Source organism: Amycolatopsis granulosa (genome assembly GCF_011758745.1).
GTDB classification, from domain to species: domain Bacteria; phylum Actinomycetota; class Actinomycetes; order Mycobacteriales; family Pseudonocardiaceae; genus Amycolatopsis_E; species Amycolatopsis_E granulosa.
In genome coordinates this window covers 3,324,492-3,344,173 of record NZ_JAANOV010000001.1, presented here as the reverse complement: position 1 = coordinate 3,344,173, position 19,682 = coordinate 3,324,492, and the positions used below count along the sequence as shown (strand labels likewise).

The window sequence follows — 19,682 nt, the reverse complement described above, 5'->3', positions numbered from 1 at the left end:
TCACACGGTCCGTGATCGCGCCAGCCACAAGCCCGTCACCACGGCCGTGACCAGCGTGACCGCCCCGGCCACGACGAACGCGCTGCCCAGCCCGGCACCGAAGGACGCCCCGGCGGCCTCCCGGCCCCGGACGACGGCCCCGAGCACGGCCACGCCGAGCACCGCACCGATCTGCCGGGCCGTGCTGCTGGCTCCCGACGCCAGCCCGCCCTCCCGCGGACTGACCGCCTGGATGGCCGCGCCGGTCAGCGGCGACATGGTGAGCGCGAACCCGATGCCGGTCAGCGCGAGCCGCCACCACACGTTCCCGTATCCGGTGCTGGCGTCCGCGAAGCCGAGCGTGAGCAGGCCCACCCCGGCGATCGCCAGGCCCGCGGTGACCACGATCCGGAAGCCGTGCCGGGCGGCGAGCCGGCCCGCGAACGGGCTCACCACGACCATCGCGAGGGTCGCGGGCAGGGTCTGCAACCCGGCCCGCAGGATCGAGCTGCCCTGCACGGACACGAAGAACTGGGAGAAGAAGAAGGACGAGCCCATCAACGCGAACCCGACGACGACCATCGCCGTGTTGGCCACGGTGAACAGCCGCTCCCGGAACAGCCGCAGCGGCAGCATCGGCGCCTCGCGGCGCCCCTCGACCGCGATGAACACCGCGAGCAGCACCACGGCCACCGCGAAGCTGCCCAGGATCACCGGGTCGGCCCAGCCGCGGGACCCGCCTTCGATCAGCCCGTAGGTCAGCGCCCCCACGCCGAGGACGGACAGGACCGTCCCGGGCACGTCGATCGCCGGCGCGCCGGTGTTGCGTGATTCGGCCAGGACGCGCACCCCGGCCAGCAGCAGCGCCGCGCCGATCGGCAGGTTCACCAGGAAGATCGCGGGCCAGCCGAACGCCTCGACGAGGATGCCGCCGGCCAGCGGCCCGGCCGCCAGCCCGATCCCGCTGAACCCGGCCCACAGCCCGATGGCCTTGACCCGCTCGCTGGGGACCGGGTACGCCGCGCCGAGCAGGGCCAGCGACGCGGGGCTCAGCGCTGCCGCGCCGATGCCCTGCACCACCCGGCCGGCGATCAGCCAGCCGATCGAGGGCGCCACGGCGCACAGCACCGACGCGGCGGTGAACACCGCGACTCCGGCCAGGAACACGCGCTTGCGGCCGAAGCGGTCGGCGAAGACGCCGCCGGACAGCAACAGCATGGCGACCAGCAGCACGTAGGCGTCCACGATCCACTGCAGCCCGGTCAGATCGGTGTGCAGCCGCTGCGCCATGTCGGGCAGCGCCGCGCCCACGATGGTGCTGTCCAGCAGCACCATGAACTGGCCGAGACAGGTCATCACGAGCAGTGCCGCACGGCCCGATCGGCTGCCCGCGTCCACGGGCGATCCCACAGTCGTCATGCCGGGCACAATACTTCGATAATCCCGTAGTGTCGAATCTTTGGTAACTTCGGCGGCATGCGATCGCTGCCACAGCCCGCCTCGGAGTCACTCGCCCTCGCGCCGGTCCTGCACGCGCTCGGGGACCAGGTGCGCCTGGAACTGGTGCGCCGGGCGTCGACCGCACCCGGCGCGAGCTGCTCCGAACTCGCCGACGGCCTGGACGTGCCCCTGTCCACGCTGACCAACCACTGGCGGATCCTGCGGGAGGCCGGGCTGATCGCGATGAGCGTCGACGGCAGGCACCGGCGGGTCGAGCTGCGCGCCGACGACCTGCACGACCGCTTCCCGGGGCTGCTCGACCCGATCCTGCGTCTCGCCGCGCGGGAATAGCCGCGTCATCCCGGTACCGTGCCCGACATGGACGCGGTGGTTTTCGACCTCGACGGGGTGCTCGTCGACTCCGAACAGACCTGGGACGAGGTGCGCCGGACGGTGGTCGCCGAGCACGGCGGCACCTGGACCGCGGAGGCGACCCGCGCGATGCAGGGGATGAGCACCCCGGAATGGGCGCGGTACCTGGTCGAGGAGCTCGGCGCACGGCTTTCCCCGGACCGGATCGCCGAGGTCGTGATCGACGGGATGGCGCACCGCTACGCCGACGGCCCGCCGGTGCTGCCCGGCGCGCCGGAAGCCGTCCGCGCGGTCGGGCAGCAGTACCCGGTCGCGATCGCCAGCTCGTCCCCGCCGGTGCTGATCACGGCGTTCCTGACGGCGACCGGCCTCACCGGGCTGGTCCAGGTCGCGGTGTCCAGCGAGCAGGTGCCCGCGGGCAAGCCGGCCCCGGACGTCTACCTCGAAGCCGCCCGGAGGCTGGACGCGGACGCGGCGAGGTGCGCGGCGGTCGAGGACACCACGAACGGGCTGAAGGCGGCGCTGGCCGCGGGCATGACGGTCTACGCGGTGCCCAACCCGCACTTCCCGCCGGACCCGGCGGTGCTGGCGCGGGCGCACCGCGTCCTGGGCACCGTGGCGGACCTGCCGGCAGAACTGGGGGCATGAGAGAGGAGGGGCCCGGCCGAGCCGGGCCCCTCCTCCTCGGAGGTCAGCGCTCGAGGTCGCCGGTGATGAACTTCTCCACCGAGTCGCGCGCGGTCGAGTCGTCGTACTGCTCCGGCGGCGACTTCATGAAGTAGGAGGACGCGGACAGCAGCGGGCCGCCGACGCCGCGGTCGAGCGCGATCTTCGCGGCGCGCACCGCGTCGATGATGATGCCGGCCGAGTTCGGTGAGTCCCACACCTCGAGCTTGTACTCCAGGTTCAGCGGGACGTCACCGAAGGCGCGGCCCTCCAGCCGGACGTAGGCCCACTTGCGGTCGTCCAGCCACTGCACGTAGTCCGACGGGCCCACGTGCACGTTGGCCTTGCCGAGGTCGCGGTCGATCTGCGAGGTCACGGCCTGCGTCTTGGAGACCTTCTTGGACTCCAGCCGCTCCAGCTCCTTCATGTTCTTGAAGTCCATGTTGCCGCCCACGTTCAGCTGCATGGTGCGGTCGAGCTGGACCCCGCGGTCCTCGAACAGCTTCGCCAGCACGCGGTGCGTGATGGTGGCGCCGACCTGGGACTTGATGTCGTCGCCGACGATCGGGACCCCGGCGTCGGTGAACTTCTGCGCCCACTCCGGGTCCGAGGCGATGAACACCGGGATCGCGTTGACGAACGCCACGCCGGCGTCGATGGCGCACTGCGCGTAGAACTTCTGCGCCTGCTCGGAACCGACCGGCAGGTACGAGACCAGCACGTCGACCTGGGCCTCGCGGAGCGCGGCGACGATGTCGACCGGCTCCTCGTCGGACTCCTCGATCGTCTCCTGGTAGAAGCGGCCCAGCCCGTCCATGGTGGGACCACGGAGAACCGGCACGCCCAGCGGCGGCACGTCGGTGATCTTGATCGTGTTGTTCTCGCTGGCGAGGATCGCGGACGACAGGTCCTGGCCGACCTTCTTGGCGTCGACGTCGAACGCGGCCACGAAGTCCACGTCACCGACGTGGTACTGGCCGAACCGCACGTGCATCAGGCCGGGCACCCGCGAGGCCGGGTCGGCGTCACGGTAGTAGTGCACCCCCTGCACCAGCGACGCCGCACAGTTTCCGACGCCAACGATGGCCACCCGTACGCGGCCGCTGTTGTCGCCCATGCCGGTTTCTCCTTCGTTCAGTGATGTCTTGCCTTCGGGATGCGGTCTCAGCTCTGAAGCCCGCGTTGTTGCTCGTCCTGCTCGTGCGCGATCAGTTCGTTCAGCCAGCGCACCTCGCGCTCGCTGCTCTCCAGCCCCAGCCGGTGCAGCTCACGCGTGTAGCGGTCGATCTTTTCCTCGGCCCGGGCGAGTGCCGCCCGGAGCCCTTCCCGGCGTTCCTCGACCCGGCGTCGCCGGCCCTCCAGGATCCGCATCCTGACATCGGCCGGTGTCCGGGAGAAGAAGGCGAGGTGGACCCCGAACCCTTCGTCCTCCCAGGTCTGGGGCCCGGCGTCGGCGAGCAGCTTCGCGAAGTGCTCCTTGCCCTCCGCTGTGAGCTTGTACACCGTCCGCGCCCGGCGGCCCCAGCCCTTGACGGGCTCTCCGGCCTGCCCGACGTCACTGTCGGCTTCTTCGATGAACCCGGCCCGTTGCAGCCGACGCAGCGTCGGATACAGCGAACCGTACGAGAAGGTGCGGAACATGCCGAGCGTGTCGTGCAGCCGTTTGCGCAGCACATAGCCGTGCATCGGTGCCTCGTGCAGCAGCCCCAGGATGGCGAACTCCAGCACGGTGCACCCCCTTCCGAGAACTCCCGGACTCCCACGACACTCCGGCAACCTAACGTCGAATTATATCGGGCCGATACATCGAAGTGGTGTAGCCAACATCAACGATCACCCGGAACGAGGTGAAGGACACACCACAACGTTCACCAGAGTGTTATCGAATGGTCGGCGTGTCGCACGTCCGGCCCAGACCGTTACGCCGTACAGCTCATGGTGGGCACACGACGGACACGTACGCTGTCAGCGTGCAGAACCAGCGACAGGTGGTGGACTACGCCCTGCAGCGCCGTGCGCTGCTGGCCGATGTCCGCTCCGGTCGGGTCGGCACGCGCGACGTCTGCGACGCCGATCCGTACCTGCTCCGGGCGGCCCGGTTCCACGGTGAACCGACCGAGGCTCCCTGCCCGCTGTGCGGGAAGGCGGGCCTGACGAACGTGTCCTGGGTGTTCGGCGAGCAGCTGCGGCACGTGTCCGGATCGGCGCGGACCCCCACCGAGCTGGCCCGCCTGGCCGGGAGCGTGGGAGAGTTCACCGTGCACGTGGTCGAGGTGTGCCCCGCATGCCGCTGGAACCACCTGGTGCGGTCCTACGTCCTGGGGAACGGGACCCCGCACGGTTCGTCCCGGAGGACAGCCGGACAGTGAGGGCACGAAGCGCAGCGCCGGCACTCGATCACAGAACGGCGCCCGGTGTACCGCCGGTCTGGGAGGCTCACTCGTGAACGACCATCGCAATCGCTCCTGGCCTGGTCAGGAGCCGGACGAACCGCGCCGTGCCCAGTGGCCGGGTGAGGGTGAGCCGGCCTGGCCCAGCGGCAACGAACCGCCCCGGCGCCCGGCGCAAGGCCCGATGCCTCCCCAGCGCCCCCCGGCCCGCGGTCCGCAGCGCCCGCAGGGTCCCCAGGGACCGCAGGGACCCCAGTGGCCCGGTGAGGGCGGCGGGCCGGGCCGGCCGAACGGTCCGGCCCCGGACCCGCACGGCACCCGGCGCGTCCCGCCCGCCGGCAACCGCGTGCCCCCGCCACCGCCACCGCCACGCCGCCCCGGTCCGCCGCCGGGCCCGCCGCCCGGGCCGCAGAACCCGCCGCGGGACGACCTCCGCCGGCCGGCCGGGCCCGGCGTGGGAGGCGGCCGGCGACCCGGGATGGCCGAGTCCGAGCCGGGTCTGCTCACCCACAGCGAGCTCAACCACGGGTACGACGAATTCGACGACTACGTCGACGAGCCGGTCGCGCTGAACGAGTCCGGTCCGGACGACGGCACACCCGCCGATGACGCCGACGACGCCGAGGGCGGGAACGGCAAGAAGAACAAGAAGGGCAAGAAGGACAAGGCGGCGCTGACCCCGAAGCAGCGCAAGAAGCGCCGCTGGAAGATCATCCGGCGCGTCCTCTACGCCCTGTTCGGGGTGTTCGTCGTGCTCCCGGCGATCGCGTTCACCATCGCCTACTTCCTGGTCGACGTGCCGACGCCGGAGGAGGTGCTGGCCCAGCAGGAACAGGTGGTGACCTACCACTACAGCGACGGTTCGGTGATGGGCAAGGAAATCCCGACCACCGGTAACCGGCAGATCCTCCAGCCCGGCCAGATCTCCGACACCGTCAAGCACGCCGTGTACGCGGCCGAGGACGCGACGTTCGAGACCAACAGCGGCTTCGACGCGATGGGCATCCTGCGGGCGGTCTACTACAACCTCACCGATGGCACGGGCGGTGGTTCGACCATCTCCCAGCAGTACATCAAGAAGGCCACCGCGAAAGAGGACCACACGCTCACCCGCAAGGCCACCGAGCTGGTCAAGTCGTTCAAGATGAACCAGACCCAGTCCAAGGAAGACATCATCACGGCCTACCTCAACATCGTCTACTTCGGACGGGGTGCCTACGGCATCGAGGCGGCCGCGCACGCCTACTTCGACAAGCCCGCGGCACAGCTGACCCCGTCGGAAGCGGCGTTCCTGGCCGGTGTGATCCAGACGCCGTCGAAGTCGGAGAACCCCGAGTACGCGACCAGGCGCTGGAACTACGTGCTGGACAACATGGTCAAGAACCACTGGCTGCCCCAGGCGGACCGGGACGCGGCCCAGTTCCCGACCCCGCTGCCGCGGGAGCAGACCAAGCCGCAGGCGATCACCGGCAACAACGCGTTCATCCAGGCGCAGGTGGAGGACGAGCTGGAGGCCGCCGGCTTCCCCAAGGAACGGCTCCAGGCCGGCGGCTACGACATCTACACGACCATCGACCCGAACGCGCAGCGCATCGCCGAGCAGACCGTCAGCCAGGTGATGCAGGGTCAGCCGGCCACGCTCAAGAAGGCGCTCGTCGCGGTGGACCCGAAGACACGGGGTGTGGTCGCCTACTACGGCGGTCCCAACGACAAGACCGACTACATCGACTGGGGCGACACCGCCCGCAACCCCGGATCATCGTTCAAGACGTTCGACCTGGTCGCGTTCCTGAAGATGGGCAAGGGCCTCGGCGAGACCTTCGACGGCTCCACGCACCGCCAGTTCGGCGTGCTGCCCAACGGCTCACCGCGCTACATCAACAACGCCGGGGTGTCCAACAGCTGTTCGAAGGAGTGCACGGTCGCGGAGGCGACCATGCGGTCCACCAACACCGTGTTCTTCGACATGGTCGCCAACATCACCGGCCCGCAGGCGGTCGCCGACGCGGCGAAGGAGGCCGGTGTCCGGTCGTTGAAGGCGGTGGACAACAACATCGCGCTGGGTGGTGGGTCCACGGCGGCCACGCCGCTGGACATGGCGTCGGGGTACGCCACGATCGCCGACGACGGGACGTACCTGGACCGGCACTTCGTGCAGAAGATGACCAAGCCGGGTGATGGCGAGGTCGTCTACCAGGCGCCGAGCAACCCCAAGCCGGCCTTCGCCGAGGGCGACTCGAACAAGAGCAAGCAGATCGCGGGCAACGTCACCACCGCGCTCAAGCCGGTCATCCAGTTCTCCAAGCTCAGCTGCCCGAGTGGTCACGAGTGCGCGGGCAAGACCGGTACCCAGCAGTACGACGCGAGCGCCGGCAACAGCGGGTCGGACAAGGACAACTCGCAGGTGTGGATGGTCGGGTACACGCCGTCGATCTCCGTCGCGTCCTGGGTCGGCAGCGACAAGAACACGCCGCTGCGTGACAAGGACGGCAACGCGGTGTCCTCCACGGGACTGCCGGCCAAGATCTGGCAGCAGTTCCTGACCGACTACCTCAAGGACAAGCCCAGCGAGAAGTTCCCGACGGTCACGCCGATCGGCAAGAGCGCGGCCGCCGCGGAGGACTCGACGTCGGCGAGCCGGTCGACGCCGCCCACGAAGGCGAGTTCGTCGGGCCCGTCCACGCTGCCCACCTCCCCGCCGACGTCCTCGTCGAGCACGGAACCCACCGAGGCGCCGACGTCGACCCGGTCGCGCGTGACGATCCCGACCTGGCCGCCGGGCAACGACTTCGGGCCGACGGACGCCCGCGGCGGCAACGGCTGATCCCCGGCTCACGGGCCAGCCCGTAACATCGCGCAGGTGTCCAGCCCGACCGACGAGACCACTTCAGCGGAGCCCGTGCGGGCGTCGCTCGACGCGGGCCGGGTCTCGCCGACCCGGACCGACCCGCTGGTCGCGGCCGCGAGCAGACCGATCGGCGGGCCGCTCGGCGAACACGCGGCGGTTGGGCGCCACTCGTTCTGGACGCCGCAGCGGGTGGGGCTGGCGCTGGCCACGCTGGCGCTGATGCTGTGCTGGTTCGGGAAGGCGAGCTGCATCCAGCAGTACGTCGACGACAGCGGGCAAACCCAGCTGGACTGGCGGTCCGGCCGCCCCTACGTCGCGATGTGCTACTCCGACGTCGTCCCCCTCTACAGCGCCGAACGGCTGGACCAGGCCGGCGCCTTCCCGTACCGGACGAGCTGGGTCGACGACGCGGGCACGCCCAGCGCGCAGGTGCGGTACATGGAGTACCCGGTGCTGACCGGGTTGTTCCAATGGGTCAACGCGAAGCTCGCCGCGGGCTGGCACGCGGCGGCCGAGGCCGGATGGCTGCCCGGCGGGCTGCCGGTGGTGATCTACTTCAACATCACCGCGTTCTGGCTCGCGGTGGCCTGGCTGATCACCGTGTGGGCGGTGGGCCGCACCGCCCGGCGCCGGCCGTGGGACGCCTGCCTCGCCGCGATCTCGCCGCTGGTGCTGGTGCACGCGTTCACCAATTTCGACACGATCGCGACCGCGTTCGCCGCGACCGGCCTGCTGGCCTGGGCGCGCCGGAAACCCGCGCTCGCCGGGCTGCTGATCGGGCTCGGCGCGGCCGCGAAGCTGTACCCGTTGTTCCTGCTCGGACCGATGCTGGTGCTGTGCCTGCGGGCCGGGAAACTACGCGAATGGTCCACCGCCGCGGGTGTCGCGGTGGCGGCCTGGCTCGCGGTGAACCTGCCGATCGCGCTCACCCTGAACGCCGGCTGGCAGGAGTTCTTCCGGCTCAACGCGCAACGCGGCATGGACCCGGACTCGATCTACAACGTGATCTCCTACTTCACCGGCTGGGCCGGCTTCGACGGACCGCTCGCGCCCGGGCAGAGCCCGACCTGGCTGAACATCGTCAGCGCCGCGCTGTTCCTGGCCTGCTGCGCGGGGATCGCCTACGTCGGGCTGGCCGCGCCGGTGCGGCCCCGGCTGGCGCAGCTGTGCTTCCTGGTGGTCGCCGCGTTCCTGCTGACCAACAAGGTGTGGAGCCCCCAGTACTCGCTGTGGCTGGTGCCGCTCGCGGTGCTGGCGATCCCGCGGTGGCGGCTGCTGCTGGGCTGGATGCTGCTCGACGCGCTGGTCTGGGTGCCGCGGATGTTCTACTACCTCGGCACCGACCACAAGGGACTGCCGCCGGACTGGTTCCTCGGGTTCGTGGTGCTGCGGGACCTGGCCGTGCTCGGGCTGTGCGTCCTGGTGATCCGGGAGATCTACCGGCCGGCCGGGGACGCCGGAGACACCGTGCGTGCCGCCGGTGACGACGACCCCGCCGGCGGGGTGCTGGACCGGGCCAGGGACGTGGTCGTGCTCCGGCACCGCCGCCCGCGGCACGCGGGGTGAGTCAGCCGAGCTCCTCCCGCAGGTAGGCGATGTCGTCGGCCTGGCCGTCGGCCGGGGTTTCCACGATCACCGGCGCCCCGGCCGCCGCCGCGACCGCCACCAGTGCCTGCGGGTCGATGGTGCCGTCACCGTGCACGACGTTCGCGTGGCGGTCGCGGCCCGAGCCGAACTCGTCGCGCGAGTTGTTCAGGTGCACCAGGTCGATGCGGCCGGTGATCGCCCGTACCTTGTCGACCACGTCGCCGAGTTCCCAGCCCGCGGCGAACGCGTGGCAGGTGTCCAGGCAGAACCCGGCGCCGAACTCGGCGACCTCGTCCCACAGCCGCGCCAGCACGTCCATCTCCCGCGCCATCGCCCCGTCGCCGCCCGCGGTGTTCTCGATCAGGATCGGCACCGCGAACCCGCCGTCGGCCGCCTGCCGCTCGAACAGCTTGCGCCAGTTCGCCAGGCCCTCCGCGATGTCCTCGCCCTTGCCGACGTGGCCGCCGTGCACGATCAGGCCCTTCGCGCCGATCTCGGCCGCGGCCGCGGCGTGCTGGGCGGCCAGCTTCCGCGACGGGATCCGGATGCGGTTGTTCAGCGACGCGACGTTGACGATGTAGGGGGAGTGGATGAACACCTCGACCCCGGCCGCCTCGATCTCCGCCCTCGGCGGCCGGGCGACGGGCTTCTTCCAGCCCTGCGGGTCGGCGAGGAAGAACTGCACCACGTCGGCCGAGCGCTCCTTGGCCGCGGTCAGCGGGTCGTCGTCGCGGACGTGCGCACCGATCTGCATGCGCCCACGCTACCGGCGGAAGCGGCGCGGTTCTCGCCATCCGGCCGGACTTCGTGCAGTACCGTGAGCGCGGTTCGGGACATCACCTGAGTGCTGGGGGGACGCGATGCGGAAGACCGCACGCCGCGCCGGGGTCGCGGGGTTCGTGCTGGCGGCCTCCGCCACGCTGACCGCGCCGGGCGCCCTCGCCGATCCCGCCGATCCCGCGCTGGCCGGCAGCTGCGGCGCGACCCTGCGGGACGAGCCAGGGCACGCCCTCACCCTCGACGCCGGCGCCCCGCTGAACCAGCCCGGTGTGGTCACCGTCGGCACCGGGACGGACTCCGCGCCGACCGGTCCGGACCAGCGCGGACCGCTGCTGCCACTGCCCGTCGCCGACCTCGCGAAGACCCTGCGGGTGGGCGACGCCCCGGTGCTCGGCGATCTGGCCGCCGAGCAGGTCTGCCCCGCCGCGCAGCACACGGTGAACGCGCTGTCCGCGCTCACCCAGAACCTCACCTCCGGCGGGCAGCCGGACCCGCCCGCGCCGGCCGGGCGACCCGCGCCCGGGCAGCCCGTGCCCGGCGGCGGAACCCCCGGCACGCCCGCGCCCGGTACCCCGGCGCCGCGGCCGGCGGTGGGCACGGTGCCCGTCTCGTTCGTCGCCGGTGGTTTCCTCGCCGGCGCCGGCATCGCCCCGCCGGCACCGCTGTCCGCCCTGACCCGGTTGGGGGCCGTCGCGCAGGCCGCACCCGATGTCCTCCCACCAGCTGGGACGGAACCGCCGCTGGTCACGCAGAACCCCGGCGCCGCCGAGGCCATGCCGTCCGTCCCGGCCCCCGGCCGGTTACCGCTGATCATCGCGGTGTTCGCGCTCGCGATCGTGGCCACCGCACTCACCCGCGCGTGGCTGCGGCGAGCCTGACCGGCATGCACGCGTCACGTACCTGCCCTAGCTTCGTTGAACCAGTAGCGACGCGCTGGAGGACGAACATGCAGGGTCGGACACGCAGGACTGTCGCGGCGGGTGCCGCCGCCCTCGTACTGGCCGGGTCGGCTGCGCTCGCACTGCCCGGTACCGCGAACGCCGACACGATCACGGCCAAGTGCGGTGACACCGTCACCGCCAAACCCGGCGACGTCATCAAGACGCCGCTCGGCCTCAGGACCGTCACCGACGGGCTCACCTCGATCGTCGGCGGGCTGCTCGGCGGCCTGTGCCAGATCACCGTCAAGGTGGTCGACACGGTGGTCTCGCCGGTGCCGGTGGTGGGTCCGCCGGCCGCGAGCGCGGTCAACGGCACCGTCGCGGGCACCACGAACGGCCTGACCAGCTCCGTCAACCGGGCCGGCCAGGCGCTCGGCGGCGGCAGCGCGGGCGGGCCGCAGCCGCAGACCCCGCCGGGCGGTGGTGGCGCGCAGCAGACGCCGCCGGGCAGCACGCCGGGTGGGACCGCAGGCGGCGCCCCGGCCGCGCTGATTCCCGGTGCGACCAGTCCCGTGCTGGGCGGCGACCCGGCGACGTTCGACCTCCTGCCGTTCGGTTCGGGCAGCGCGTTCGCGCCGATGCGCAACTACGCCGGCCTGCCGTTCGCGACGCCCGGGCTGTGGGCCCCCTCGCCGGGCCTGCGCTACGGCGGCGAGATCCCCGGTTACGCGCCCGAGTACGGCACGCTCGGTCAGCAGCAGCCCGGGAAGGCCGTTCCGGGCGTGCAGAACGCCGGCCGGGCCGAGGCCCTGCCCGCCGGCCCCGGCGGCGGTGGCAACGTCGCGCTACCGATGCTCGCGGCCGTTGTCGCTCTTTCGGGTGTCAGCGCGGGTCTCGTACGCGCGTGGGTCTTACGGGGAGCTACCGCTTAGTATCCATTGGGTCCGCTCGTCGTTAACCCCATCCGGGGACACGCCTGCGATCACTGGAGGTCCGCGCTCGTGCGCAACACCAGCCTGATGAAGACCACCCGAAGAGCGCTGACCGTCGCCGCCGTCGCCGCGGCCGTCGCCGGGGGCTCCCTGCTGACGACGGGGACCGCCGCCGCGAGCACCGTGCTCTCCCCGGCGTGCTCGGGAACGGTGATCGGCGCGCTCAGCGACACGGTCGCCGTGCAGGGCAAGGACCTCGCCGGCGTGGTCAAGGCCGGTGCGCAGGAGCAGGAGTGGTTCCTGCACCTCAACGGCGTGGACCCGCAGAAGATCGCGGACACCGTCACCGCCGCGGGGGCGATTCCCGTCGGTCAGGTGCCGTCGAACGCGGCCAGCGGCACGATCGGCGGCGACGCGATCGCGAACGCCGTCACCACCACGCTGAAGCAAGCCGGCGACGGGTTCGCGACCGGCCTCGGTACCGGCTCCGACCAGCAGCACAAGACCCTCGACGCGATCTCCCGCAAGGTCTCCGGCAACTGCGGGCTGACCGCGTACGCGAGCAACTACACGCAGCCCACGCCGTCGTCGTCCCAGCAGCCCGGCACCACCACGCCGTCGCCCGGCACGGGGCCGGTCAGCTCCGTCCCGGGCATCTCCGGCACCGGTTCAGCCACCGCCCCGCCGCGCAACTACGGCAACATCCCGGCGGCCGTGCCGGGCGTGACCGGCGCCGCGGTGCCACCCGGCGCGCTCTACCCGTCCACCACGACGCTGCCCGACCAGGTGCTGCCGCAGATCGGCGTGCTCGGCGGCGCGTCCGCCCCGACCGGGACGCCGGCCGGCGGTCAGCCCGATGTGCGCAACGCGGGCAACGCCAGCGCCATCGGGGGCGAACCGGCCACCGGCAACGTCCAGCTGCCCATGCTCCTGGCCGTCGTCGCGCTGGCCGGGGTGAGCGCCGCGCTGGTGCGGACCTGGGTGCTGCGCAAACTGTCCTAGCCGCCAGGTAACCTGGTAACCCGGCAAACCCTCCTGCCACGGAAAGCCCGTGGCCGTGAAGCCCACAGGAGGTGAGTGGTTGTGTCGCGCCATTACGAGGTGATGGTCATCCTCGACCCCACGCTCGACGAGCGTAAGGTCGCCCCGACTCTGGACACCTTCCTCAACGTCATCCGCACGTCCGGCGGAAGCGTGGAGAAGGTCGACGTATGGGGCCGTCGCCGGCTCTCGTACGAGATCAAGAAGCACGCCGAGGGCATCTACGCCGTGCTGGACCTCAACAGCGAGCCGGACGCGGTCAAGGAGCTGGACCGGCAGCTGTCGCTGCAGGAGACCGTGCTCCGCACCAAGGTCGTCCGCAAGCCGGTCCCGCGCAAGGCCGCCAAGGCCGCGGCGAAGGCCTGAGGCGACAGCCCATGGCCGGAGACACCGTCATCACCGTGGTCGGCAACCTGACGTCCGACCCCGAGCTGCGATTCACGCCGTCCGGCGCCGCGGTCGCCAACTTCACCGTCGCGTCCACGCCGCGCACCTTCGACCGCCAGTCCGGTGAGTGGAAGGACGGCGAGGCGCTGTTCCTGCGCTGCAACATCTGGCGGCAGGCGGCGGAGAACGTCGCGGAGAGCCTGACCCGCGGTGCCCGCGTGGTCGTGCAGGGCCGCCTCAAGCAGCGGTCGTTCGAAACCAAGGAAGGCGAGAAGCGGACCGTCGTCGAGCTCGAGGTCGACGAGATCGGTCCCTCGCTGCGCTACGCCACCGCCAAGGTCAACAAGGTCAGCCGCGGTAGCGGCGGCGGCGGCGGTTACGGCGGCGGCGCCGGCGGTGGTGCCCCCGCCGACGACCCGTGGGGCTCGGCCCCGCCGGCAGGCGACAGCGGCGGTTTCGCCGACGAGCCTCCCTTCTGACCAACCACTCGTACCGAATTCCCAGGAGCATCACCGTGGCCAAGCCACCCATCCGCAAGCCCAAGAAGAAGGTCTGCGTGTTCTGCAAGGCCGAGAAGAAGGGCCACCCGGAACTCATCGACTACAAGGACACCAACCTGCTGCGGAAGTACATCTCCGACCGCGGCAAGATCCGTGCCCGCCGGGTGACCGGCAACTGCAGCCAGCACCAGCGCGACATCGCCATCGCGGTCAAGAACTCCCGCGAGATGGCGCTGCTGCCCTACACCTCGACCGCGCGCTGAGGAGGGACCACATCATGGCGAAGATCATCCTCACCACGGACGTGTCCAACCTCGGCGGCCCCGGCGACATCGTCGAGGTCAAGGACGGTTACGCGCGCAACTTCCTGCTGCCCCGCGGCTACGCCATCGCGGCCACCAAGGGTGCCGAGAAGAACGTGCGGACCATCCGCCGCGCCCAGGAGTCCCGCCGCATCCGCGACCTCGATCACGCCCGCGAGATCAAGGCCGCGCTGGAGGGCCTCGGCACCGTGGAGCTGACCGCGAAGGCCGCCGCCGGCTCGAAGAAGCTGTTCGGTTCGGTCACCACCGCCGACATCGCCAACGCGATCAAGGCGGCGGGCGGCCCGCTGCTCGACAAGCGCGTGCTGGAGACCGACGGGCACATCAAGTCCGTCGGCAAGCACTCGGTGAACGCCCGGCTGCACCCCGACGTGCAGGCGTCGGTGCGCCTCGAGGTCAAGGCCGGCCAGTAGGCCGTCCGGCAGTTCCGGCCGGGCAGGTTTCCGCGACATCGCGGGGCCTGCCCGGTTTTTGCTTGTCAGGGCGGGGAACCAACGGCCCTGGGTTAGCATCAATGTGGATGATCACGGACTCGCGGCACTGACGGAGGAGGTAGCGGGAATGACCAAACCAGCCGATCGGCTCACCGAGGTTCCGCCTCCGGCCCCGATCAAGGTGGGCGGCAACGGCACCGCCGGTGGCTACGAGTTCACACCCGACGACGTGCGCGGCGTGATCAGCAAGTGGAAAGCGCTCCTGACCGACCTGCAGACGGACCTGTCCAACGCCAACACCGTCGCCGAGGTCCGGCCGCCCGGCAAGGAGTTCGCCAGCGCGGACTTCGTGACCAAGGGCGCCCAGGGCTCGGGCACGACGTTGCAGCTCCAGCACCAGCGCATGGTCGACTACGTGAAGCGCTACATCGACGCGCTGGAGAAGGCCGCCGGCATCGTCGAGGACACGGAGCACGACACGCGCCGGGCCATGGGCGGGTACAAGACGGTTTGATGAACCGCACAGCGACCGTCGCGGCGGCGGGCCTGATCGCCGCTGGCCTGCTCACCGCGTGTTCGAGCGGTGGCAGCACCGCGGCCCCCGAACCTGGCGCGCCGTCGGTCGATCCCGCACCCCGGGTCCCGGCGCCGTTGCCTGCCGACGCCCTCGTCGCCGACCCCTGCTCGGCGTTGCCACCCGAACTGGCCGCGGCCGGCGGCCTGACGCCACCGGGTGAGCGGTACGAGAGCCCGGGCGGCCCGGCCTGCCGGTGGCAGTCGGCCGGTCACGACGCGAACAAGATCTTCCTCGCACCGCTGGGGCAGCAGAAGACCGGTCTGACCGGGGTGTACGTCAACCGCGACCAGGACGCCTACTTCGAGCCGACGACCATCGAGGGGTATCCGGCGGTCTACGCGGCGAACGCCGATCTGCGCGGCAGCGGCACCTGCGCGCTCTGGCTGGGCCTGACCGACGAGCTGGTCGTCAACATCAATTCGAGCATCCTCGCCGGTCCGAACGCCGGCGACCCGTGTCCCGTCGTCGGCGACGTCGCGGCGACGGTGGTGCGGCACCTCAAGGGGGCAGCGTGAGGAACAACGACTTCGGTTTCGCCAGCAAGAGGGGTTGAGCATGGGCAACGACTCGTACCAGGCCGGACGGACGCTCACCACCGTCGGCACCTACGCCGCCGCGGGTGCGATGGTCGGCACCGCGGTGCCGGTCATCGGCACCGCGGTCGGCGCCGTGGGCGGCGCGGTCGTCGGTGGTCTGGTCAGCATGTTCAGCGGCGGGCCGGAAGCGCAGCACCACGAGGCCAGCATCGGTGGCCGGTCGATTGACGCCCGCCAGATCTGGGAGAAGATCCACAACGGCGACACCACCTCCCTCGACGCGGGCGCCAAGGCCGCGGCGGCGCTGAAGGACGTCCACACCGACCGCGCCAAACTGATCCAGCAGATCAACGACCTGATGGACGGCGCCTGGAAGGGCCCGGCCTCCGGCCAGGTGCAGGCCGGTGCGCACCCGCTGGGCATCTGGTTGCAGGACTCGGCCGCCAACCTGAGCAGGAGCAGCACCTACCTGGGCGACCAGGCCACCGCCTTCCACACCGTGAAGTCGAAGGTGCAGGAGATCGCGGCCAAGCCGCCGGAGGGCGGGTTCCTCGACGGGATGAACCCGCTGTCGGACACCGACTCGCAAATCGAGAAGTACAACCAGCAAGGCCAGGCGAACGTCGAGGCGTTCAACAACTACTACCAGGCCAGCATGACCAACGCGGGCCAGCTGCCGCAGTACTCCGCCTGGCAGGGCAACGTTTTCTCCGACGGTGGCGGTCCCGGCGGGATGCCCGGCGGTGCCGGCGGGGGTGGCGGTGTGCCGAGCGCGGGCGGGATGCCGGGTGGCGCCATGCCCGCGCACACGGGGGATCTGCCGCGGTTCAGCTCCACCCACCCTGCGGCCACGCTGCCGCACACCGCGGCCCCGGCGGGCTACTCGCCGGCCACCGGTTCCGGCGCGTACACCCCGCCGGCCTGGGACGGGACCAGCGCGGCCGGCTACACGCCGCCGTCGGCAGGCGGTTTCGGCCCCGGTGGTGGTACCGGTGGGTTCGGACCGGGCGGCGCGGGCAGTGCTGCCGGTGGTGCCGGTGCCGGCGGTGCCGGGGCGACGGGGATCGGCGGGGCGTTCGGACCGGGCAGTGGTGTCGGCGCGACGAGCGGCACCGGCGCCGGTCCCGGCGCCGGGAGCGCCGGCGCGGGCCGCGGTGGCGGGCGGGCCGGCACGACTCGCGCGGGCACGCCCGGCTCGCCCGGCATGGGCGGTCGCGGCGGTCACGGCCGCGGTGAGGAAGACGAGGAACACCGGAACAAGTACATGGTGGGCGACGACCCGAACGAGCTCTTCGGCACCGACGAGCTGACCGCGCCGCCCGTCATCGGCGAATGAGGCACGGACGGTGTTGAACCAACCGCTCAAGCTCACCACCCCGCTGCTGATCCACCTGATCAAGCGGCGGGGCGCGGAGCCGCACAACACGCTGTCCGCGATGCCGGTGTGGCATGACGAGACCAACCAGCGGCTCATCGACGAGGGCATCAACGCCGCGCTCACCGAGCACGGGCTGATGGGTCCGCGTGGGATGGACCGCGAGTTCGCGGCCGTGATCGAGTCGATCGCGCGGCCGCACGTGGAGTTCTACGGCTGGTTCGAGGGCACGTTCCCGGACCGGCCGTCGAACTTCACGGTCTTCACCGGCAGTGGCCCTGGCGGCGGGTTCGTCCTCGCCCGGTTCATCGAGGAGAACGGCGTCCTGCTGCTGCCCGAACGGCCGGAACGGGTGCTGCCGGCGTTCATCGAGCAGATCCCGCCCGCGCCGCCCGGCGGCTCCGCGCGGCTGGTGGCGCCGAAGAGCGAGGTCCTGGGCCACGGGCGGGCACGGGACGAGGGGCCGTCGTCGATCATGCAGGCCGCACCGGGGCGTGCGGTGCAGTCGCCTGCCGCGGAGATCAAGCGGATCCTCGCCGCGCCGCGTACCGGTGGCGGGAGCCTGTATGCGGCCGTCCGCAACCGGGCCGGGGTGCGGCGCCGCTGCGCTAGGCCGCTCAACTTCATCGACATCGCCGAGGGGCGGTGGCTGATGGAGGAGCGTCCGGGTGGCGGTGAGCCGGAGATCGTGCTCACCCCGGCTACCGCGCAGGGCATCGGCCAGTGGTTACACAACGCAGCGACTTCGCTGGGCTGATCGGTTCATCCCGGTCCCTTGCCCGGACGAGCGAGGGACCTTCTACTCTGCGTGCACCAATTCCCCGGGCGATGACGCTGCCGGCAGCGCGACACGCCGAACGTCGTTTTCGCGACGACACGCCGAAGTTTTTCCCCCGGAGTTCTCCACAGGTTACCCACAGGGTTTGACCTGCGGTTTCTCTGCGGCCCACCGGAGTTACCCCCAAGCTGTCCACAGGCAGCGGCAGACCTGTGGCTGGTTGACCCCGGCACTCCACAAGCTGTCCACAGAACGGTCCCCAAGCGGGTTTGCACTGGCCCGTTCCAGCGATCTACGGTGCCGCCGGAGTAGTCGCACTCCGTGGCCGGAAAGACCGGGAGGACACCAGTGCCGTCGGCGCGCCGGTCCCGGCACTCCGGGCGGAGATCCGGCATAATCGAACTGGTGTTCGCTGTCTGGGAGGTATCCGCGCGGTGGCGCTGACTGACGACCGTGGTCCGGCTTACCCGTCCGACCCCGGCCCCGAGGACCCCGGGCCGCGGTACGGCGAGTTCGACCGTCAGCCGCCCCAGGACATCCCCGCCGAGCAGTCCGTGCTGGGCGGCATGCTGCTGTCGAAGGACGCGATCGCCGACGTCGTCGAGGTGCTCGCGCCCCACGACTTCTACCTCCCCAAGCACCAGGCGGTCTACGACTGCGTCCTGGACCTCTACGCGCGCGGCGAACCGGCCGACCCGATCACCGTGTCGGCCGAACTGGAACGACGCGGTGAGCTCGCCCGGGTCGGCGGTGCGCCGTACCTGCACACGCTGATCGCGACGGTGCCGACCGCCGCGAACGCGGGCTACTACGCCCAGATCGTGGCGGAGAAGGCCGTCCTGCGGCGCCTCGTCGAGGCCGGCACCCGGATCGTGCAGTACGGCTACGGCGCGGCGAACGACGGCGGCGACATCAACGAGGTGGTCGACCGCGCGCAGGCCGCGATCTACGACGTCACCGAGCGCCGGGCCAGCGAGGACTACGTCGCGCTGGAGGAACTGCTCCAGCCGACGATGGACGAGATCGACGCGATCGCCTCACGCGGCGGGGTGTCGCAGGGCGTGCCGACCGGGTTCGCCGACCTCGACGAGGTGACCAACGGCCTGCACCCCGGCCAGATGATCATCGTCGCCGCGCGTCCCGGTGTCGGCAAGTCGACCCTGGGACTGGACTTCGCCCGGTCGTGCTCGGTCAAGCACGGCATGACCAGCGTCATCTTCTCGCTGGAGATGAGCCGCATCGAGATCGTGATGCGCATGCTCTCCGCGGAGGCCCGGATCCGGCTCGCGGACATGCGCAGCGGCCGCATGTCCGACGACGACTGGACCCGGCTCGCGCGGCGGATGAGCGAGATCAGCGAGGCGCCGCTGTTCATCGACGACTCGCCGAACATGACGATGATGGAGATCCGGGCGAAGGCGCGCCGGCTCAAGCAGCGCAACGATCTCAAGCTCGTCGTGGTCGACTACATGCAGCTGATGACCTCCGGCAAGCGCGTCGAGTCGCGCCAGCAGGAGGTCTCGGAGTTCTCCCGGCAACTGAAGCTGCTCGCCAAGGAGCTCGAGGTGCCGGTGGTCGCGATCAGCCAGCTGAACCGCGGCCCGGAACAACGCACCGACAAGCGCCCGATGCTGTCCGACCTGCGCGAGTCCGGTTCACTGGAACAGGACGCGGACATGGTCATCCTGATCAACCGGCCGGACGCGTGGGAGCGGGACGACCCACGCGCCGGCGAGGCCGACCTGATCCTGGCCAAGCACCGCGCGGGGCCGACCAGCACGATCGTCGTCGCGCACCAGCTGCACTACAGCCGGTTCGCCGATCTGGCGCAGGGCTGACAACGGCCGACCGCGCGT

Annotated in this window: 21 protein-coding genes; 17 read left to right on the top strand and 4 right to left on the bottom strand. The window is 71.1% G+C overall.

The window, feature by feature from the left end:
- Nucleotides 1-1,398 carry a DHA2 family efflux MFS transporter permease subunit gene (locus tag FHX45_RS16250; protein ID WP_208405950.1) on the bottom strand — a complete coding sequence of 466 codons (1,398 nt, stop codon included), beginning with the start codon at nucleotides 1,396-1,398 and terminating at the stop codon, nucleotides 1-3.
- 57 nt (nucleotides 1,399-1,455) lie between these two features.
- Here FHX45_RS16250 and FHX45_RS16245 point away from each other — a divergent pair, with 57 nt between their 5' ends.
- On the top strand, nucleotides 1,456-1,770 hold the full coding sequence (locus FHX45_RS16245) for an ArsR/SmtB family transcription factor (protein WP_167102233.1): 315 nt from the start codon (nucleotides 1,456-1,458) through the stop codon (nucleotides 1,768-1,770).
- A 27-nt stretch (nucleotides 1,771-1,797) separates the two neighbouring features.
- Nucleotides 1,798-2,439 carry an HAD family hydrolase gene (locus FHX45_RS16240; RefSeq protein WP_167102230.1) on the top strand — a complete coding sequence of 214 codons (642 nt, stop codon included), beginning with the start codon at nucleotides 1,798-1,800 and terminating at the stop codon, nucleotides 2,437-2,439.
- Nucleotides 2,440-2,482: 43 nt separating this feature from the next.
- On the opposite strand, the gene FHX45_RS16235 is transcribed toward FHX45_RS16240, so the two are convergent.
- Nucleotides 2,483-3,574, bottom strand: a complete 1,092-nt coding sequence (locus FHX45_RS16235; RefSeq protein ID WP_167102227.1) for an inositol-3-phosphate synthase — start codon at nucleotides 3,572-3,574, stop codon at nucleotides 2,483-2,485.
- A 47-nt stretch (nucleotides 3,575-3,621) separates the two neighbouring features.
- Entirely contained in the window at nucleotides 3,622-4,185 is a 564-nt protein-coding gene (locus FHX45_RS16230; RefSeq protein ID WP_167102224.1) for a PadR family transcriptional regulator, read from the bottom strand.
- A gap of 242 nt (nucleotides 4,186-4,427) precedes the next feature.
- Here FHX45_RS16230 and FHX45_RS16225 point away from each other — a divergent pair, with 242 nt between their 5' ends.
- From FHX45_RS16225 to FHX45_RS16215, 3 genes are all read left to right on the top strand, one after another.
- Nucleotides 4,428-4,826, top strand: a complete 399-nt coding sequence (locus FHX45_RS16225) for a DUF5318 family protein (protein ID WP_167102221.1) — start codon at nucleotides 4,428-4,430, stop codon at nucleotides 4,824-4,826.
- 499 nt (nucleotides 4,827-5,325) lie between these two features.
- A complete protein-coding gene (locus FHX45_RS16220) occupies nucleotides 5,326-7,671 on the top strand; it encodes a transglycosylase domain-containing protein (RefSeq protein ID WP_167102218.1) in 2,346 nt (781 codons plus the stop codon).
- A gap of 36 nt (nucleotides 7,672-7,707) precedes the next feature.
- Entirely contained in the window at nucleotides 7,708-9,261 is a 1,554-nt protein-coding gene (locus tag FHX45_RS16215; protein WP_167102215.1) for a glycosyltransferase 87 family protein, read from the top strand.
- 1 nt (nucleotide 9,262) lies between these two features.
- Here FHX45_RS16215 and FHX45_RS16210 read toward each other — a convergent pair whose 3' ends face one another.
- Nucleotides 9,263-10,036, bottom strand: a complete 774-nt coding sequence (locus tag FHX45_RS16210) for a deoxyribonuclease IV (RefSeq protein WP_167102212.1) — start codon at nucleotides 10,034-10,036, stop codon at nucleotides 9,263-9,265.
- A 106-nt stretch (nucleotides 10,037-10,142) separates the two neighbouring features.
- Here FHX45_RS16210 and FHX45_RS16205 point away from each other — a divergent pair, with 106 nt between their 5' ends.
- The 12 genes from FHX45_RS16205 (at nucleotide 10,143) to dnaB (ending at nucleotide 19,664) form a co-directional block, all read left to right on the top strand.
- Entirely contained in the window at nucleotides 10,143-10,940 is a 798-nt protein-coding gene (locus FHX45_RS16205; protein WP_167102209.1) for a hypothetical protein, read from the top strand.
- A 68-nt stretch (nucleotides 10,941-11,008) separates the two neighbouring features.
- Complete coding sequence (locus tag FHX45_RS16200; protein WP_167102207.1) at nucleotides 11,009-11,875, top strand: hypothetical protein; 867 nt, start codon at nucleotides 11,009-11,011, stop codon at nucleotides 11,873-11,875.
- 69 nt (nucleotides 11,876-11,944) lie between these two features.
- Nucleotides 11,945-12,877, top strand: a complete 933-nt coding sequence (locus FHX45_RS16195) for a hypothetical protein (protein WP_167102204.1) — start codon at nucleotides 11,945-11,947, stop codon at nucleotides 12,875-12,877.
- Nucleotides 12,878-12,958: 81 nt separating this feature from the next.
- Complete coding sequence (gene rpsF, locus FHX45_RS16190) at nucleotides 12,959-13,282, top strand: 30S ribosomal protein S6 (protein ID WP_020423406.1); 324 nt, start codon at nucleotides 12,959-12,961, stop codon at nucleotides 13,280-13,282.
- Nucleotides 13,283-13,293: 11 nt separating this feature from the next.
- Entirely contained in the window at nucleotides 13,294-13,782 is a 489-nt protein-coding gene (locus FHX45_RS16185; RefSeq protein ID WP_167102201.1) for a single-stranded DNA-binding protein, read from the top strand.
- Between the two features lie 35 nt (nucleotides 13,783-13,817).
- A complete protein-coding gene (rpsR, locus tag FHX45_RS16180) occupies nucleotides 13,818-14,066 on the top strand; it encodes a 30S ribosomal protein S18 (RefSeq protein ID WP_167102198.1) in 249 nt (82 codons plus the stop codon).
- Nucleotides 14,067-14,080: 14 nt separating this feature from the next.
- Nucleotides 14,081-14,539, top strand: a complete 459-nt coding sequence (rplI, locus tag FHX45_RS16175) for a 50S ribosomal protein L9 (RefSeq protein ID WP_167102195.1) — start codon at nucleotides 14,081-14,083, stop codon at nucleotides 14,537-14,539.
- Between the two features lie 148 nt (nucleotides 14,540-14,687).
- Complete coding sequence (locus FHX45_RS16170; RefSeq protein WP_167102192.1) at nucleotides 14,688-15,074, top strand: hypothetical protein; 387 nt, start codon at nucleotides 14,688-14,690, stop codon at nucleotides 15,072-15,074.
- Nucleotides 15,074-15,652, top strand: coding sequence for a DUF3558 domain-containing protein (locus tag FHX45_RS16165; RefSeq protein ID WP_167102189.1), 579 nt, complete (start codon nucleotides 15,074-15,076; stop codon nucleotides 15,650-15,652). Before FHX45_RS16170 ends, FHX45_RS16165 begins: the two co-directional genes overlap by 1 nt.
- Before the next feature lie 40 nt (nucleotides 15,653-15,692).
- Nucleotides 15,693-17,009: a hypothetical protein gene (locus tag FHX45_RS16160; RefSeq protein ID WP_167102186.1), complete on the top strand. Its 1,317-nt coding sequence runs from the start codon at nucleotides 15,693-15,695 to the stop codon at nucleotides 17,007-17,009.
- Nucleotides 17,010-17,019: 10 nt separating this feature from the next.
- Complete coding sequence (locus FHX45_RS16155) at nucleotides 17,020-17,805, top strand: ESX secretion-associated protein EspG (RefSeq protein ID WP_167102183.1); 786 nt, start codon at nucleotides 17,020-17,022, stop codon at nucleotides 17,803-17,805.
- Nucleotides 17,806-18,260: 455 nt separating this feature from the next.
- Nucleotides 18,261-19,664, top strand: coding sequence for a replicative DNA helicase (dnaB, locus tag FHX45_RS16150; RefSeq protein ID WP_167102148.1), 1,404 nt, complete (start codon nucleotides 18,261-18,263; stop codon nucleotides 19,662-19,664).
- Nucleotides 19,665-19,682: the final 18 nt, after the last annotated feature.

Coding starts and splice junctions, on each gene's coding strand:
- FHX45_RS16250 (WP_208405950.1), bottom strand. CDS start 1,398: ATGACGACTGTGGGATCGCCCGTGGACGCGGGCAGCCGATCGGGCCGT.
- FHX45_RS16245 (WP_167102233.1), top strand. CDS start 1,456: ATGCGATCGCTGCCACAGCCCGCCTCGGAGTCACTCGCCCTCGCGCCG.
- FHX45_RS16240 (WP_167102230.1), top strand. CDS start 1,798: ATGGACGCGGTGGTTTTCGACCTCGACGGGGTGCTCGTCGACTCCGAA.
- FHX45_RS16235 (WP_167102227.1), bottom strand. CDS start 3,574: ATGGGCGACAACAGCGGCCGCGTACGGGTGGCCATCGTTGGCGTCGGA.
- FHX45_RS16220 (WP_167102218.1), top strand. CDS start 5,326: ATGGCCGAGTCCGAGCCGGGTCTGCTCACCCACAGCGAGCTCAACCAC.
- FHX45_RS16210 (WP_167102212.1), bottom strand. CDS start 10,036: ATGCAGATCGGTGCGCACGTCCGCGACGACGACCCGCTGACCGCGGCC.
- FHX45_RS16205 (WP_167102209.1), top strand. CDS start 10,143: ATGCGGAAGACCGCACGCCGCGCCGGGGTCGCGGGGTTCGTGCTGGCG.
- FHX45_RS16200 (WP_167102207.1), top strand. CDS start 11,009: ATGCAGGGTCGGACACGCAGGACTGTCGCGGCGGGTGCCGCCGCCCTC.
- FHX45_RS16185 (WP_167102201.1), top strand. CDS start 13,294: ATGGCCGGAGACACCGTCATCACCGTGGTCGGCAACCTGACGTCCGAC.
- rplI (WP_167102195.1), top strand. CDS start 14,081: ATGGCGAAGATCATCCTCACCACGGACGTGTCCAACCTCGGCGGCCCC.
- FHX45_RS16170 (WP_167102192.1), top strand. CDS start 14,688: ATGACCAAACCAGCCGATCGGCTCACCGAGGTTCCGCCTCCGGCCCCG.
- FHX45_RS16165 (WP_167102189.1), top strand. CDS start 15,074: ATGAACCGCACAGCGACCGTCGCGGCGGCGGGCCTGATCGCCGCTGGC.
- FHX45_RS16160 (WP_167102186.1), top strand. CDS start 15,693: ATGGGCAACGACTCGTACCAGGCCGGACGGACGCTCACCACCGTCGGC.